This window comes from Arthrobacter sp. MAHUQ-56 (assembly GCF_019710585.1).
Taxonomy (GTDB): domain Bacteria; phylum Actinomycetota; class Actinomycetes; order Actinomycetales; family Micrococcaceae; genus Arthrobacter.
Genome location: NZ_JAIFZQ010000017.1, coordinates 77,294 through 91,020 on the forward strand (window position 1 = coordinate 77,294; position 13,727 = coordinate 91,020).

Here is a 13,727-nt window from a genome sequence, read left to right on the forward strand (position 1 = left end):
CTGTGCCTAGCCGTAGATCGTTTCCTCGTCGTCGGATTCCTTCGAGATCCGCCGGCCGAGGTAGAGCCCTTCCAGGGCGAGTTCGACGGCGGCAGCCCGCTGTCCGTCGTTCGCCGCACCGAGGCGGCGGCTGATTTCGTCGTAGAGGCCGGAGCCGTTCAGGGACGGGAGGTTGTCCAGGAATTCCTGGGCGGTGACCTGTTCGCCGGTGGTGACCGTCCGGTGCCCGTCCAGCGCCGCCACCAGCGGGCCCATGTCCAGCCCCTGGAAATGGGCCCTGACGGCCTCGGCGGTGGCAGTGCGCAGGAGGTGGTCCAGGACCCCCTGTTCACGCCCTTCCTCGCCGGATTCGAACTCGATCTTGCCGCCCAGCACTTCCACCGCCGGCTCCAGGTCGATGATGCGCGCCACGGCCTCCGCCTCGCCCCGGATGCGCGCCCGGCGCAGGGCCGCGGCAGCCACGGTTTCGGCGCCCGCGATGGCGAAGCGCGCCGAAACCCCGGAGGTCTGGTTGATGGCCGGGGACTGCCGCAGTGCCCGGGTATAGCGGGCCAGGATCTCGAGGATGACGGGCGGAACGTCGGCCACGAGCCGGCCCTCCTGCCGGATCACCGCCACTTCGTCCTCGAGTTCGATCGGGTAGTGCGTACGGATTTCGGCGCCGAACCGGTCCTTCAACGGCGTGATGATGCGGCCGCGGTTGGTGTAGTCCTCCGGGTTGGCAGACGCGACGACGAGCACGTCAAGCGGCAGCCGCAGGACGTAGCCGCGGATCTGGATGTCCCTCTCCTCCATGACGTTCAGCATGGCCACCTGGATGCGTTCGGCGAGGTCCGGGAGCTCGTTGATGGCGATGATGCCGCGGTTGGAGCGCGGCACCAGGCCGTAATGGATGGTCTCCGGGTCCCCCAGCCGGCGGCCCTCGGCCACGCGCATGGGGTCCACGTCGCCGATGAGGTCTGCCACGGACGTGTCCGGCGTTGCGAGTTTCTCGACGTACCGCTCCGACCGGTGGCGCCACGCAACGCGCAGCCGGTCCCCCTCCGTCAGGGCCCGGGCCCGGGACTGCTCCGTGATGGGATCGAAGGGGTGCTCGTTCAGCTCCGAATCCTCGATCACCGGCGACCACTCGTCCAGCAGGCCGGCGAGGGTGCGGAGCAGGCGGGTCTTGCCCTGGCCGCGCTCGCCCAGCAGGACGACGTCGTGCCCGGCAATCAGGGCACGCTCCAGCTGGGGAATGACGGTCCGGCTGAACCCGTACAGGCCCGGCCATGGGTCGCGGCCTGCGGCGAGGGCGGCGAGGAGGTTGTCCCGGATTTCGTGGCGCAGGTCCTTGTGGACGTACCCTGCTGCACGCAGTTCACCGGCGGTATAGATCTCGGGGCGATCAGTCACCCCTCTACGGTAATCCCCGTCCTGCGGCTAATCGATAGATTCCTCCAGATTCCCGGCCCCCTCGCGGCTACCGCTTCGCCGCTCCCCATGCCCCGCAAGCTCGGCACGGGGCCCCCTCGCGGCTACGCTTAGACCCAATGACCGAGAGCACATTGATCCTTTTGGTTCGCCACGGGGAAACACCCACCACAGGCACCGTGCTGCCGGGGCGTGCGCCCGGGCTGCATCTTTCCGGGCGCGGGCGCGCCCAGGCGGAGGACGTCGCGGAGCGCCTCACCGGCCTTGCCCTTGACGCCGTCTACTCCTCTCCCCTGGAGCGGGCGCGTGAGACGGCGGAGCCGACGGCGCTGCGCAGCGGACAGGAAGTGCGGGAGGAGGCCGGGCTGCTGGAATGCGACTTCGGCGACTGGACGGGCTCGGCGCTCACCGCCCTGGCAGGCCGGCCGGAGTGGCAGACGGTCCAGCACCATCCCTCGGCTTTCCGCTTCCCGAACGGCGAGGGCTTCGCCGGGATGCAGGCCCGGATGGTGGGCACGCTGGAAGCTTTGCGCGCCGCCCACCCGGGACGCGTCGTCGTCTGTTTCTCGCACGCCGACCCGATCAAGGCCGCCGTGGCCCACGCCCTGGGCACCCACCTGGACCTCTTCCAGCGGCTGGTGATCAGCCCGGCGTCGGTCTCCGCCATCTCCTATGCGGACGGAATGGCGCCGGCAGTGCTTACGGTGAATTCGACGTCGGAGCCCCTCAGCGGTCTGAGGGCGCAGTGACTGTCAAGGGACTGGCGCGGGGCGCACGGTGTCCGGCCGGGAGCTGACCCTCCTCACCGAAGGCCGCGTCGGGCTGCTGGGGCGCATCCCGGCCGGCAGCAACGCGACGTTCCTCGCCGAACTGACGTGCGGGGACGACTCCGCGTGGGCCGTGTACAAGCCGGAAACCGGCGAGCGCCCGCTCGCCGATTTCAACCCCGGCCTGTACCGCAGGGAACGGGCCGCCTACCTGCTCAGCGAGGCACTGGGGTGGGGAATCGTGCCGCCAACAGTGGTCCGCGCCGATGCACCGCTGGGAGTGGGATCGCTGCAATGGTTCATTGAGGGCGACCTGCGGGAGCATTACTTCACCCTGCATGCCAATTCCCCGGAAACCCACCACGCGCTCGCACAGATCGCCCTGTTCGACTACGTTGCCAACAATGCGGACCGGAAAAGCGGGCACGTCCTGCGCGGCACGGATGGGCACGTATGGGGCATCGACCACGGCCTGTGCTTCTCTGCCGTGTTCAAGCTGCGTACCGTCATCTGGGACTTTGCCGGTGACCCGATTCCGGATGCGCGGCTGGCGGACATCGGGCCGCTGGCAACGGCCGTGCCGGACGAGGTGGCTGCGCTGCTTGACGGGGCGGAAGTCGCAGCCCTCCAGCGCCGGGTCCGGCGCATCATGCTGGAAGGGGTGCTGCCCACCGACCACACGGGGATGCGTTATCCGTGGCCCCTGGTCTGAGGTGTCCGGCCGATCCCCGCAACGGGCCTACTGCGGCTGGGAGTGCCCTTGCATCCCCGCCGCCGCGGGCGAGGCTTGGTCGATGCGGGCGCCGATGTGCTCCAGCAGGTAATGCTGCCCGGCCACCGTGGGGTGATCCCCGTCCGGGCCGATCAGGTCGTCAAAGTCGTCGCTGATCCAGCCCTCTTCGATGGGGTCAACGAACTCCCCGCCCGCCTCACGGGCAGCTGATTTGAGCGCGGTGCTGATGTCCACGAGCGCAGGATCGGGGGTGGCGGTGTACGACGGCGGGCCCACCACGATGATCTTCGCGGCCGGTGCGAGTTCCTCCGCGCGGGTGACCGCGGCCAGGGCGGCATCACCAATGTCAGGGGCGGCGTAGCCGAGGTCGTTTTCCGAGCCGAAGAACACCACCACCCCGGTGTCCGGAGTGACAAAGTCTTCCACCTGGGTGCCGAAGGTGCCGTCGTAGTCGCCGGGGCTCAGGTAGCCGCTGCCGTTTTCGGCGGCGTTGAACAGTTCGAATCCCGCGCCCAGCGGGTCCTTGCGCATCAGCGCAGGCCATGCGTCTTCCGGCGATGTTCCATGCCCTGTGCTCAGGGAGTCACCGACCACGACCACCCGTGTGGGGTGCACGGCGGGATCGACAGGCTGCGGTCTCCCCGCGAGCGCCGATGTGGCCGCCACGAGCAGCAGGGCGGCCGTTGCGGCCTTGATCATCCGGCCGCGGTGCGCACGGTCCGGCAGAATGGGGTGCATGCCGACGCCCTCCTGCCTGGAATCCGCGGGCGCCCCCAGCGCCGGGCCGCCGACTCGTTACTGTGTCAGTGTTCCATGGTAGGCAACAGGAGAGACACTTTAGGCCTTGCGGCCCGTTTGCGACAGTATGCACAGCAACTCCACAGGTTTGCGGCGGCTAGTATTTAGCCCGTGCAGCGCCAGAAAACCGAATGGAACCCCGCGGCCGGACTCAGTGAGCAGGCTCCCGGCGTCTACTTTGCCGTGGGGCCCGCCTCCAACTGGATAGTGGTCCGGGACGGGACTGGCTTCATCATCATTGACAGCGGGTACCCCGGCGACCGCGGGCATGTCCTCGCTTGCCTCCGTCACCTGGGCCTGGAACCGGCGGACGCGCGGGCGCTGCTGCTCACGCACGGGCACGTGGACCACACCGGTTCTGCCGCATACTTCTCGGAGTCATTCGGCACCCCTGTCCTGTGTGCGCCGGAAGAAGTGGCGCATGTCCGGGGCAGCGAGAAACACCAGGTCACCCTCGGGCAGGTGTTGGCCCGGGCCTGGCGGCCGCGCGTCTTCCGCTGGATGGTGCACGCCATCCGGGCCGGCGCCCTGGCAGCCAAACCCGTTCCCCGGGCCGAGGCATGGGATGCCGCAAGGCTTCGTGACCTGCCCGGCAGCCCGGAAGCGGTCCTGTTGCCGGGACACACTCCGGGCAACGCGGCAATCCTCCTCCCCAGTGCCGGCGCCATCGCGGTCGGGGACTCATTCGTCTCCGGCCACCCGCTCAGCCGGACCACGGGACCGCAGATGCTCCACCCGATGTACCATTCCGATCCCGCGGGGGGCGCTGGCCGCACTGGACAGCCTTGCCGGCACGGAAGCGGAGGTCATCCTGCCGGGCCATGGCCCGGCGCTCCGCACTGCCCTGCCCGGCGCGGTCGCGGCGGCCCGGACCTAGCCTGCGCCCTTTCCGGGCTGTTCATGCCGGAGCAGGCAGGACGGCCAGGCGTCCAGGACGGTCAGAACTTGCCGTAGCGCGCCCGCGCCATCGAGTACACGCCGTAGCAGACCAGCCCTGCGGCGCTGGCGGCGAGGAGGAAGACGCCGTATGGCTGGGCTCCGAGGGTCTTCAGGCCGCCGTCCAGGCCCGAGGATCTGGACGGGTCTGCGGTGGCGGCGGCGACGATGATCAGGACACCGACGACGGCGAGCACAACGCCCTTGGCGGCATAGCCAATGGTCCCGAGCCACTGGACAACCGTGCGGGCCGTGCCTGCGACCTGCAGGTCCTTCAGGAACTTACGGCTGACGCCCCGGTAGGCGTAGTACGCGCCCGCGCCGATGATGGCGAGCCCGATCACGACGAGCAGCACGGTCCCTGCAGGCACGCCCATCAGTCTGGCCGTGAAGTCACTGGCCGACTGGCTCGAATTCTTGCTGCCGCCGGCAGCGAAAACCGCAAACGTGTATGTCAGGAAGGCAAAGATGACGGCCTTGCCGGCAGCGGACGCCGCCTTCCTCCATTTCTTCCGGCTCTCCGTTCCGGAACGGGCCCCGAAGACGGCCTCGCTGACCATCCACAAGGCGAGCGCCGCGCACGCGGCAGCCCCGGCCCACAGCAGCAGGCCGCCACCCGGCTTGGACGCCAGGGTCCCGATGGCACCCGACTGGTCCGCTTCGCCGCCCTGTCCCCTGTCGATCTGCAGTGCGATGGCACCGACCAGGATGTGGACCAGGCCGATAAAGACGAATCCGGCGCGGGCCAGGACCCGTACTGCGGGGCTGCGGCCTGCCGACGCCGCCTCGGATACCGCCCGGTTGGCTCCCTGCGACGCGTTGCCCATGGCCGGCCCTTCCCGGTTGCTGCGGATGTTCTGTTCCCCGGTGAGCTTCCCGTGCCCATGGTCGCCTCGGAATGGCTTCAGTGTAGATCCGTGCGGGCCATCCCGACAGTGCCATGGCCTCGGGGCTTTTCCTTACTGCGCGGGTTCGCAGAGCCGGTCCAGGGCCTCATTGAGCGTTGACTCGATCTGGCCGTTGAGGAGGTCGCGCCTGTCCGCCGTCGACGGGTCCTCGACCTCGCCGGGCATGGGCGGCGCAGTGACTGTCATCGCCGCCTGGTAGCGTCCGTCGTCACTGCTGACCACCACCGTCTGGAAGTCCCGGAGGGACCCCAGGCCTTCCTGGCGGCTGGCCGCCGAGCACGAGTCCGCGAAACGCCACAGCCCCAGGCCGTACGGCCCGAACCCGGGGCTGGTCTTCATCTCGCGCAGGGACGACGCCGACACGGCCCGGCCCTGCAGGAGGCCGGCCATGAAGAGGTTCATGTCCGCCACCGTGGACACCGCCCCTGACGCCGGGGACCCTGCCGCGAAGGTGTTGTCGGTGGTGTCTATGCGTTCGCCGCGCAGCGTGACGTAGCCGTGCAGCAGACCGGGCGCCCGAACATCCACGCGGTCAAGGCTGGTGTTCTTCAGCCCCAGCGGAGCGAACACCTCATCACGCATGGCCTGCGGAAACGGCTTGTGCCGCAGGGCTTCCACCAGCAGGCCGAGGGCGAGGTAGTTCGTGTTCGAGTAGTGGAACAATCCAACATTGAAGGCGGGCCAGGGCAGGCTCCCCGCGGCCCCGAGTCCTTCCTCCATGGTGGGCGTCCGGGAGAGTTCGTCGCGGACGCCGGCTTCACGCGGCAGTGCATCGTTGACTTCCGGCAGGCCGGAGGTGTGGCTGAGCAGTTGCCGCACTGTGATCGGACCGGGCGGCTGCAGGAGGGTACTGAATCCGGGAATAATGCCGTTGACCGGATCGTCGAGGCCGATCAGGTGGTCATCGACAAGCTTGAGTACCGCGACGGCGGTCATCGACGTGGTGACGCTGGCAATCTGCACCCGGTCCGTGGGCTGGGCAGGGGCCAGGGAGTCAAGGTCCCGCACCCCGAACGCCCGGGACCACTCCCCGCCGGGCCAGCGGACCTGGACGACGGCTGACACGGCGCCTTGGTCCATGAACAGCTGGACCTGCTGCACCAGGGGTTCCAGGGCTGCCGGTTCTGCAGGCTGCGGGATGGTGTCGTCCGTGTAAGTGCAGCCGGAGACGGCGAGGGCGGCGGCAAGGGCCGCCCGCTGCCAGATACGGTTCTTCGAACCCATGCGGGCCGCCGGTCAATGGATGGGGTGGCAAGGAACCTGGCCGTATGCGGCGCCGGGCCCGGCCAGGCATCGTGGCGGCACCGCCGTCGTCCCCAGCCATATTTTAGCGCCGGCCTGGCACCTCCGGCTTGCCGCCGGCACACCCACCGCCGGCACGCTTGCCTGAAGCAACAGGCAGGACTCTGTGCCCTTGCCCTCCCGGAAGGCGGCGCGTATGACAGAAACATGCTTCCCCAAGGAGCCCTCCTTCGCGGACGGGTGGCGGTGGTGACCGGTTCCACGCGCGGCCTGGGATACGCCATGGCCCGGGAACTGGGCCGGCAGGGCGCGGTGGTGGTGCTCGCCGCCAGGTCCGCCCCGGCGGTGGCAGCCGCCGTCGAACGCCTGCAGGCCGAAGGGATCGCGGCGGCCGGGCGCCGCTGCGACACCGGCGAATTCAGCGACGTGGAGGCGCTGCGGGATGAGGCCCTCAGCCACGGAACCCTTGACATCTGGATCAACAACGCTGGAACGCCCGGTGTGTACGGGCCCACAGCGTCCACGCCGGTCGAGGACTTCACGCGTGTGGTCCGCACGAACATCCTGGGCACGTTCCATGGGTCGAGGACGGCCTTGCCGGTGTTCCTCGGCCAGGGCCACGGCGACCTGGTCAACATCTACGGGCAGGGTGACCGGGGTCCCGTGGCGCTGCAGAACGCCTACGCCTCGTCCAAGTGCTGGGTGCGCCAGTTCACCCGGACGCTGCGGCTGGAAACCAGGGGATCCGGCGTCCGTGTCCACGGGATGAACCCTGGCCTGGTGGAAACCGACCTGCTCGGACACGTCACGGCCCAGGCCGGCTACGGGCACCGGTTGGGTGCCCTGCAGGCCGTCGTAGGGCTGTGGGGACAGTCGCCGGAGGAGGCCGCCCGCCCCGTGGTGCGCCTGGTGACTTCCGACGCCGCCGAATTCCGCTTCCTGACCGCACGGAGGCTGGTCACCCACGGACTCCGCAATATCCTCACCGGACACCTTCGCCGCGCAAACCGCATGCCACTGGACGTCAAGGTCCTGGATCCGAACCCCTAACGCAAGAGAGCCCCCGAAAGGACCCGGCCATGCCTGACTTCTCAGCATTCTTCCCGCTGCTTGCCATCATCGTGGGAGTCGTCGTTGCCATCGGCTTCATCTGGATGGCAACGAGGCTGATGTGGAAGGTGGCCGAACCCAACGAGGCGCTCATCATTTCCGGCCTCACACGTGGAACCCTTGAAACGCGTGCAGGCATGGATTTCAAGATCGTCACGGGCAAGGGTGCCCTTGTCCTTCCCGGCCTCCAGACGGTGCGGGCGTTGTCGCTGACCCTGAATGAAACCGAGCTCAAAGTCTCCTGCGTCACCTCGCAGGGCATCCAGGTGATCGTGGAAGGTGTGGTCATCTACAAGATCGGCGACGCCCCGCCGTTCATTGCCAATGCGGCCCGGCGCTTCCTGGGCCAGCAGCCCAAAATGCAAAGCCAGGTGTACAACGTCTTTGAGGGGCACCTCCGCTCCATCATCGGCAGCATGACCGTGGAGGAAATCATCCGCGAGCGGGACAAGCTTGGCTCGCAGGTCCGCAGTGCCAGCGGCGTGGAGATGGAAAAACTGGGGCTCGTGGTGGATTCGCTGCAGATCAAGGACCTGCAGGACCCAACCGGGTACATCGAGAACATCGCCAAGCCGCACATTGCCCAGGTGAAGATGGAGGCCCGGATCGCTGAGGCTACCCGTAACCGTGAGGCAGCGGAAAAGGAAGCGGAGGCGGCGGCCCTGATCGCTGACGCACAGAGCGTCTCAGCAATCAGGCAGTCCGTGGCGCAGGCCAACGCCGAGCGCGCCCGGGCCAACGCCGCCCAGGCCGGTCCGCTGGCCGACGCAACAGCCCGGCAGCAGGTGGTGGTCCAGGAAACCGAAGTGGCCAAGCTCGAGGCGGACCGGGAAGAGCAGAAGCTGCAGACCACCATCCGGAAACCGGCGGACGCGAAAGCCTACGCCAAGCGCACCGAAGCCGAAGGGCAGAAGGCGGCGGACATCAGCGCCGCTGAAGCACTGGCCCGCCGGACGGAGCTGGAAGCACAGGCCACCGCGCGCCGCACGGAACTGCAGGCGCAGGCGAACGCCACGGCCGCGGCCGCCACCGCCGGAGCCACCAAGGTCACCGGCGAGGCCGAAGCCGCAGCCACCAGGGCCAAGGGTGATGCCGCGGCGTCCGCGATCAAGGCCAAGGCGCTCGCCGAAGCGGAAGGCATCAAGGCACGGGCGGAAGCGTTGGGAACGAACCAGGACGCCGTCATCTCCCAGCAGCTGGCCGAAAACCTGCCGGCTATCGTCGCGGCCGCAGCCGAGCCGTTCTCGCATGTGGGCCAGATGACCGTCCTCAACGGCGGCGACGGCGTCAACAAGATGCTGGGCGGCATCCTGGCGCAGGCGGGGCACTACCTCCCCGCCATCGCTTCCGCTCTCGGGAACGGCAGGGGAACCAAACGGCAGCCCGCGTCTCCGGAGGCTTAGGAACGCCGCATGCACAGGGAGGTGGACCGGAGCCTGACAGGCAGGATCGGGAGGGTGACCGGGCGCATCGGTCCGGGCACCATCGGGGAGGTCATGCTCCCCTACCTTGGCGGCACCATGGCCTTCCACGCCCACCCGTTCGACAAGGCCAGCGGCTTCGCCGTGGGTGAGGAGGTGCTGGTGATCTACTTCGAACCGCCCCAAACAGTCTTCGTCGACGCCCTCCCGGACGTGCTGCGGCACAGGGACTGAAAGCGCTGCTAGCGCCCGCCCTCCATCTTCCGGCTGCGCTGCTCCTGCGCCATCGGTCCGTAGGGGTAGACCCCGGTGTGGGGGCGGCTGGTCTGGCTCAGCCTGCGGATTTCGTCGGTGCTGAGCTGCAGTTCGGCCGCAGCGAGGTTATCCGCCAGCTGCTCGGCAGTCCTGGCGCCCAGGATCACCGAGGTTACGGCGGGCCTGTCCGCCAGCCAGGCCAGCGCTACCTGTGACTGGCTGACACCATGCGCAGTGGCAATGTCCTCGACCGCTTCGATGACCCGCCAGGTGTTGGGGTTTTCATTGCGTGCCTTCCATGCCTCCATGCCGCGTTCGGGATTCTCACCGAGGCGCGTGGCCCCCGCAGGACGCTTGTCGCGCTTGTACTTGCCGGACAGCCAGCCACCACCGAGCGGGGACCACGGCAGCAGGCCGACTCCGGCGTCCAGCGCCGCCGGGACAATCTCGAATTCAATGTCCCGTACCAGCAGGCTGTACTGGGGCTGCAGGCTGACCGGCGGATTCCAGCCGTGGGCGCGTGCAGTGTGGACGGCCTTGGTCAGCTGCCAGCCCAGGAAGTTGGAGAAGCCGTAGTACGCGATCTTGCCGCGGCCCACGGCGTCGTCCAGGAAGCGCAGGGTCTCTTCCAGGGGCGTGATCGGATCCCAGGCGTGCAGCTGGTACAGGTCGATCTGTTCCACTCCGAGGCGCCGGAGGGAATCATCCAGGGCGCGCGTCAAACGCCGCCGGGAGGTCCCGACGTCGTTCGGTGCCGTTCCCATGGGAAAACGCCCCTTGGTGGCAATGACGGCCTCGTCCCTCAGCCCGGGCCGTTTGGCCAGCCAGCGGCCGATGATCTCTTCGGAGACACCGGAGCTGTAGACATCTGCGGTGTCGATGAAGTTTCCGCCGGCGGCAAAGTAGGCGTCCAGGATGGCGTGGGAAGCCTCCTCCGTGGCTTCCGCACCAAACGTCATGGTGCCCAGTGCGTAACTGGTAACGATGGTGCCGCTGTGGCCAAGTGTTCGGTGCTGCATGGGGTCCTCGCGATCAGTCGTGGTTGGGGGCAGGGTTCCGGGACGCCGTGTCCCGGGTGGCGGTGCGGATGCGGTACAGGCTGGTGGTCGCGGTGATGTAAAGGTCCCGGCCGTCGGGACCACCGAAGCACACGTTGGAGACCGTCTCCGGTACCGCGATGCTGTCCAGGAGTTCGAAGGCGGGCGTATAGATGCGGACCGCCGGGCCGGCGGAGGTCCAGATCCTTCCCTGGACGTCTACGCGCAAGCCGTCGGCAGCACACCCCTCCTCCAGCTCGACGCCGGTTCCTGCCGGACTGCACTGCCCGTCGCGCACGTCGTAGGCAACGATCCGCAGCGGCACACCGTAGCCTGGGCCAGCCGTGTCCGCGACGTAGAGGACCGATTCGTCCGGCGAAAAGGCCAGCCCGTTGGGATGCACGAGGTCCGTGATCATGGCGGTCAGTGTCTCCGGCCCGGGTTCGAACCGGAAGACATAGCAGCCGCCGTACTCCTGGTCTCCCTCGTGCCCTTCCCTGGTGCCCGGAAGAATTCCGTAGGGCGGGTCCGTGAACCAGACGCTGCCGTCGCTGGCAATGACGACGTCGTTGGGCGAGTTCAGCCGGCAGCCCTGGAATGAGTCAACCAGTGCCGTCACACGGCCGTCCCTGTCACGCTCCACCCGGCGGCGGCCGTGGCTGCACTGCACGACGCTGCCATCGGCGTCGAGCGTCCGGCCATTGGTGTACTCCACTCCCCCGGCGTATTCCTGCGTTGTCCCGGTGGCCGGGTCAAACTCGAGGATGCGGTTGTTGGGGATGTCGCTCCACCGCACAGTCTGTGATGAAGGCACCCATACCGGGCCCTCCGCCCAGATGGAGCCCGTGTAGAGGCGCTCGAGGCCGCCGACCGTCAACGTGTCACCCATCGGAGCCCCTTTGCTTTGTTGCCGTGCCGCTGCGTCCGAACTTACCCTAGGCCTGTTTGTGGGCCTGCGGGACGCGCAGGCTGCCATACCTTTCCATCCGGTGCCACCGCAGGTGCACGCCGGCCACCGCAGTGACAACAGCCTGGATGACGACCAGGTACATGAGCTGGCGGTAGACGAACTGCTGCAGGGGAAGGGTCCAGAGCGGTCCGAACCGTTCCCTGTCGAGCCGGAAGGCGTAGGCAGCCATCAGCAACTGCACCGCCAGGAAGACCAGCCAGAGCGCGGCGATCCGCAGCGGGTCGAGGAAGATCAGGCCATACAGGGCAAAGACGTCGACGACGGGTGCGAAGAGGGGAAGCAGCACCTGCAGGACAAGCAGGTAGCCGAGTCCGCGCCGGCCAAGCTTGCCGGCCGCGCCGCCCTGCACCACCGCGCCCCGGTGCTTCCACATCGCCTGCAGGGTGCCGTAGCACCAGCGGTACCGCTGGCGCCACAGCGCGCCGAGGGTCGCCGGAGCCTCCGTCCAGGCCCGGGCGTCCTCCTGGTAGACGACGCGCCAACCGTCCCGGCACAATGCCATGGTCAGATCGGTGTCCTCGGCGAGCGTGTCGTCGCTGACGCCGCCCACCCTGATGAGGGCGCCGAGGCGGAAGGCACCGATGGCGCCGGGGACGGTGGGCATGCATTCGGCGACGTCGAACAGCCGGCGGTCCAGGTTGAAGCCCACCACATATTCGATGTGCTGCCAGGCGCCCAGGATGCCGCCCCGGTTGGCCACCTTCGTATTCCCCGAAATGGCACCCACGCGTGGGTCGGCGAAGGGCTGGATCAGGGCGCGGACCGTGTCGGGCTCGAAAACGGTGTCGCCGTCGACCATCACCACGAGATCGTGGCTGGCAGCCCGTATCCCGGCGTTCAAAGCGGACGGCTTGCCGCCGTTTTCCTTCCTGATGACCGTGACGCCGGGCAGGCCCAGGGCCTCCACGATGTCCGCTGTCCCGTCGGTGGAACCGTCGTCGACCACGATGACTTCGACCGGGTGCGAGGAGGCCACGATGGAGCGGACCGCGGCTTCAATGCCGGCGGACTCGTTGTAGGCGGGGACGATGACCGTCGCCGGCCCGGTCACCGCCGGCCCCACCATCACGTCGGCCCTCCGCCGGGCCCGCCCGGTCCCGGGGAGGCGCCGTGCGGCGCGGCTGTGGCGCGCGGCGAAGAACATCACCAGGATGGCGCGGACGAAGGTCACAACGCCGGCGGCAACGAGGCCCCATGAGATGGCTGTGACGACGAAATCGCTGAGGCGGATGCCCCAGACGAATGCGGAGCCGCGGATCTGTTCGATGCCGGAGGCGGGGCGCATGCTGTCGACGCCCACGGCGTCACCGACCGTGGTGACGCGGTAGCCCTGGTCGGAGAACCGCGAAAGGGCGGTGTCCAGCGCGGCGACCGTTTGCGCCCTGTCACCGCCGCCGTCGTGCATCAGGACCACCTGTCCCTGCGGCCCGGACGGCGTGAGGTTGCGCTCAATCGCCCCCACACCTGGCGTCTGCCAGTCCTTGCTGTCCATGCTGCTCAGCACGGTGAGGTACCCCTCATCGGCAATTCCGTGCAGCGCGGACCACATGCCGTTGGTGAGCGCCTCGTTCCCGGAGGTATAGGGCGGACGCAGCAGGGAGGCGGCCTGGCCGGTGACCCCGACGATCGCGTCCTGGCCGCCCTGCACCTCAAGGTCGCGGCGCCATTCGGGAGCCCGGCCGAGGTCCGCGTGGGTCAGCGTGTGGACTCCGATTTCGTGGCCCTCCGCCACCATCCGGCGCAGCAGGTCCGGGTGGTCCACCGCCGCCGACCCCACGACGAAGAAGGTCGCGTGGACATGGTGTTCCCGAAGGACGTCGAGGATGCGGGGCGTCCACTCGGGGTCGGGGCCGTCGTCGAACGTCAGGGCGACCGTCCGGTCCGGTGGGCTGACGGCCTGTACCGTCCCGCCGCGCGAATCCACCACCGGGCCGCCGTGGGACACGGCATGGGGAACGCTGCCCGCAGACGGGTCCGCGGGCACGGAGTCCTTGCCGACTCCGCCCAGGTGGTGGAGGTACCCCTGGACCGCCAGGGCGAGGCCCAGCGCCATCAGGGTGGCCAGGAGGACAAGCCAGTGCGCCCGGACGTTGGCGGGGACGTTGCTTTTGGCGGCTCTGGTGTTCCGGCGGCCCAT

Annotated in this window: 13 protein-coding genes; 6 read left to right on the plus strand and 7 right to left on the minus strand. The window is 68.6% G+C overall.

Annotated elements, in window-relative coordinates; genetic code table 11:
• Positions 1-6: 6 nt before the first annotated feature.
• Entirely contained in the window at positions 7-1,395 is a 1,389-nt protein-coding gene (locus tag K4G53_RS10645; protein WP_221385685.1) for a sigma 54-interacting transcriptional regulator, read from the minus strand.
• A 137-nt stretch (positions 1,396-1,532) separates the two neighbouring features.
• On the opposite strand from K4G53_RS10645, the gene K4G53_RS10650 reads away from it, so the two are divergent.
• Both K4G53_RS10650 and K4G53_RS10655 read left to right on the plus strand, forming a co-directional pair.
• Positions 1,533-2,162, plus strand: a complete 630-nt coding sequence (locus K4G53_RS10650; protein ID WP_221385686.1) for an MSMEG_4193 family putative phosphomutase — start codon at positions 1,533-1,535, stop codon at positions 2,160-2,162.
• A 28-nt stretch (positions 2,163-2,190) separates the two neighbouring features.
• Positions 2,191-2,892 carry an SCO1664 family protein gene (locus K4G53_RS10655; protein WP_221385687.1) on the plus strand — a complete coding sequence of 234 codons (702 nt, stop codon included), beginning with the start codon at positions 2,191-2,193 and terminating at the stop codon, positions 2,890-2,892.
• Positions 2,893-2,919: 27 nt separating this feature from the next.
• Here the strand turns inward: K4G53_RS10655 and K4G53_RS10660 are convergent, their stop codons facing one another.
• On the minus strand, positions 2,920-3,651 hold the full coding sequence (locus K4G53_RS10660; protein ID WP_221385688.1) for an SGNH/GDSL hydrolase family protein: 732 nt from the start codon (positions 3,649-3,651) through the stop codon (positions 2,920-2,922).
• A gap of 171 nt (positions 3,652-3,822) precedes the next feature.
• Between K4G53_RS10660 and K4G53_RS10665 the strand changes: the two genes are divergently transcribed.
• Entirely contained in the window at positions 3,823-4,665 is an 843-nt protein-coding gene (locus K4G53_RS10665) for an MBL fold metallo-hydrolase (RefSeq protein WP_308287863.1), read from the plus strand.
• Here K4G53_RS10665 and K4G53_RS10670 read toward each other — a convergent pair.
• Both K4G53_RS10670 and K4G53_RS10675 read right to left on the minus strand, forming a co-directional pair.
• Positions 4,650-5,474 (minus strand): DUF1206 domain-containing protein, encoded by an 825-nt coding sequence (locus tag K4G53_RS10670; protein ID WP_221385689.1) that lies wholly within the window; start codon positions 5,472-5,474, stop codon positions 4,650-4,652. The two genes, K4G53_RS10665 and K4G53_RS10670, sit on opposite strands and share 16 nt — an antisense overlap.
• A 132-nt stretch (positions 5,475-5,606) precedes the next feature.
• On the minus strand, positions 5,607-6,779 hold the full coding sequence (locus tag K4G53_RS10675; RefSeq protein ID WP_221385690.1) for a serine hydrolase: 1,173 nt from the start codon (positions 6,777-6,779) through the stop codon (positions 5,607-5,609).
• Positions 6,780-7,004: 225 nt separating this feature from the next.
• Here K4G53_RS10675 and K4G53_RS10680 point away from each other — a divergent pair, with 225 nt between their 5' ends.
• The 3 genes from K4G53_RS10680 to K4G53_RS10690 are packed head-to-tail and all read left to right on the plus strand — an operon-like array spanning position 7,005 to position 9,562.
• Positions 7,005-7,847: an SDR family NAD(P)-dependent oxidoreductase gene (locus tag K4G53_RS10680; protein WP_221385691.1), complete on the plus strand. Its 843-nt coding sequence runs from the start codon at positions 7,005-7,007 to the stop codon at positions 7,845-7,847.
• 29 nt (positions 7,848-7,876) lie between these two features.
• Positions 7,877-9,310 carry a flotillin family protein gene (locus tag K4G53_RS10685; protein ID WP_221385692.1) on the plus strand — a complete coding sequence of 478 codons (1,434 nt, stop codon included), beginning with the start codon at positions 7,877-7,879 and terminating at the stop codon, positions 9,308-9,310.
• Between the two features lie 9 nt (positions 9,311-9,319).
• Positions 9,320-9,562 (plus strand): hypothetical protein, encoded by a 243-nt coding sequence (locus K4G53_RS10690; protein ID WP_221385693.1) that lies wholly within the window; start codon positions 9,320-9,322, stop codon positions 9,560-9,562.
• Between the two features lie 8 nt (positions 9,563-9,570).
• Here the strand turns inward: K4G53_RS10690 and K4G53_RS10695 are convergent, their stop codons facing one another.
• The 3 genes from K4G53_RS10695 to K4G53_RS10705 are packed head-to-tail and all read right to left on the minus strand — an operon-like array spanning position 9,571 to position 13,727.
• Positions 9,571-10,602: an aldo/keto reductase gene (locus tag K4G53_RS10695; RefSeq protein WP_221385694.1), complete on the minus strand. Its 1,032-nt coding sequence runs from the start codon at positions 10,600-10,602 to the stop codon at positions 9,571-9,573.
• A gap of 13 nt (positions 10,603-10,615) precedes the next feature.
• Complete coding sequence (locus K4G53_RS10700; protein WP_221385695.1) at positions 10,616-11,509, minus strand: SMP-30/gluconolactonase/LRE family protein; 894 nt, start codon at positions 11,507-11,509, stop codon at positions 10,616-10,618.
• Positions 11,510-11,555: 46 nt separating this feature from the next.
• Entirely contained in the window at positions 11,556-13,727 is a 2,172-nt protein-coding gene (locus tag K4G53_RS10705; RefSeq protein WP_221385696.1) for a bifunctional polysaccharide deacetylase/glycosyltransferase family 2 protein, read from the minus strand.

Excerpts from the sequence above, each read along its gene's own strand:
- K4G53_RS10680 (WP_221385691.1), top strand. The coding sequence starts at position 7,005 with ATGCTTCCCCAAGGAGCCCTCCTTCGCGGACGGGTGGCGGTGGTGACC.
- K4G53_RS10695 (WP_221385694.1), bottom strand. The coding sequence starts at position 10,602 with ATGCAGCACCGAACACTTGGCCACAGCGGCACCATCGTTACCAGTTAC.
- K4G53_RS10690 (WP_221385693.1), top strand. The coding sequence starts at position 9,320 with ATGCACAGGGAGGTGGACCGGAGCCTGACAGGCAGGATCGGGAGGGTG.
- K4G53_RS10675 (WP_221385690.1), bottom strand. The coding sequence starts at position 6,779 with ATGGGTTCGAAGAACCGTATCTGGCAGCGGGCGGCCCTTGCCGCCGCC.
- K4G53_RS10650 (WP_221385686.1), top strand. The coding sequence starts at position 1,533 with ATGACCGAGAGCACATTGATCCTTTTGGTTCGCCACGGGGAAACACCC.
- K4G53_RS10670 (WP_221385689.1), bottom strand. The coding sequence starts at position 5,474 with ATGGGCAACGCGTCGCAGGGAGCCAACCGGGCGGTATCCGAGGCGGCG.
- K4G53_RS10685 (WP_221385692.1), top strand. The coding sequence starts at position 7,877 with ATGCCTGACTTCTCAGCATTCTTCCCGCTGCTTGCCATCATCGTGGGA.
- K4G53_RS10660 (WP_221385688.1), bottom strand. The coding sequence starts at position 3,651 with ATGCACCCCATTCTGCCGGACCGTGCGCACCGCGGCCGGATGATCAAG.
- K4G53_RS10700 (WP_221385695.1), bottom strand. The coding sequence starts at position 11,509 with ATGGGTGACACGTTGACGGTCGGCGGCCTCGAGCGCCTCTACACGGGC.
- K4G53_RS10705 (WP_221385696.1), bottom strand. The coding sequence starts at position 13,727 with ATGGGCCGCCGGAACACCAGAGCCGCCAAAAGCAACGTCCCCGCCAAC.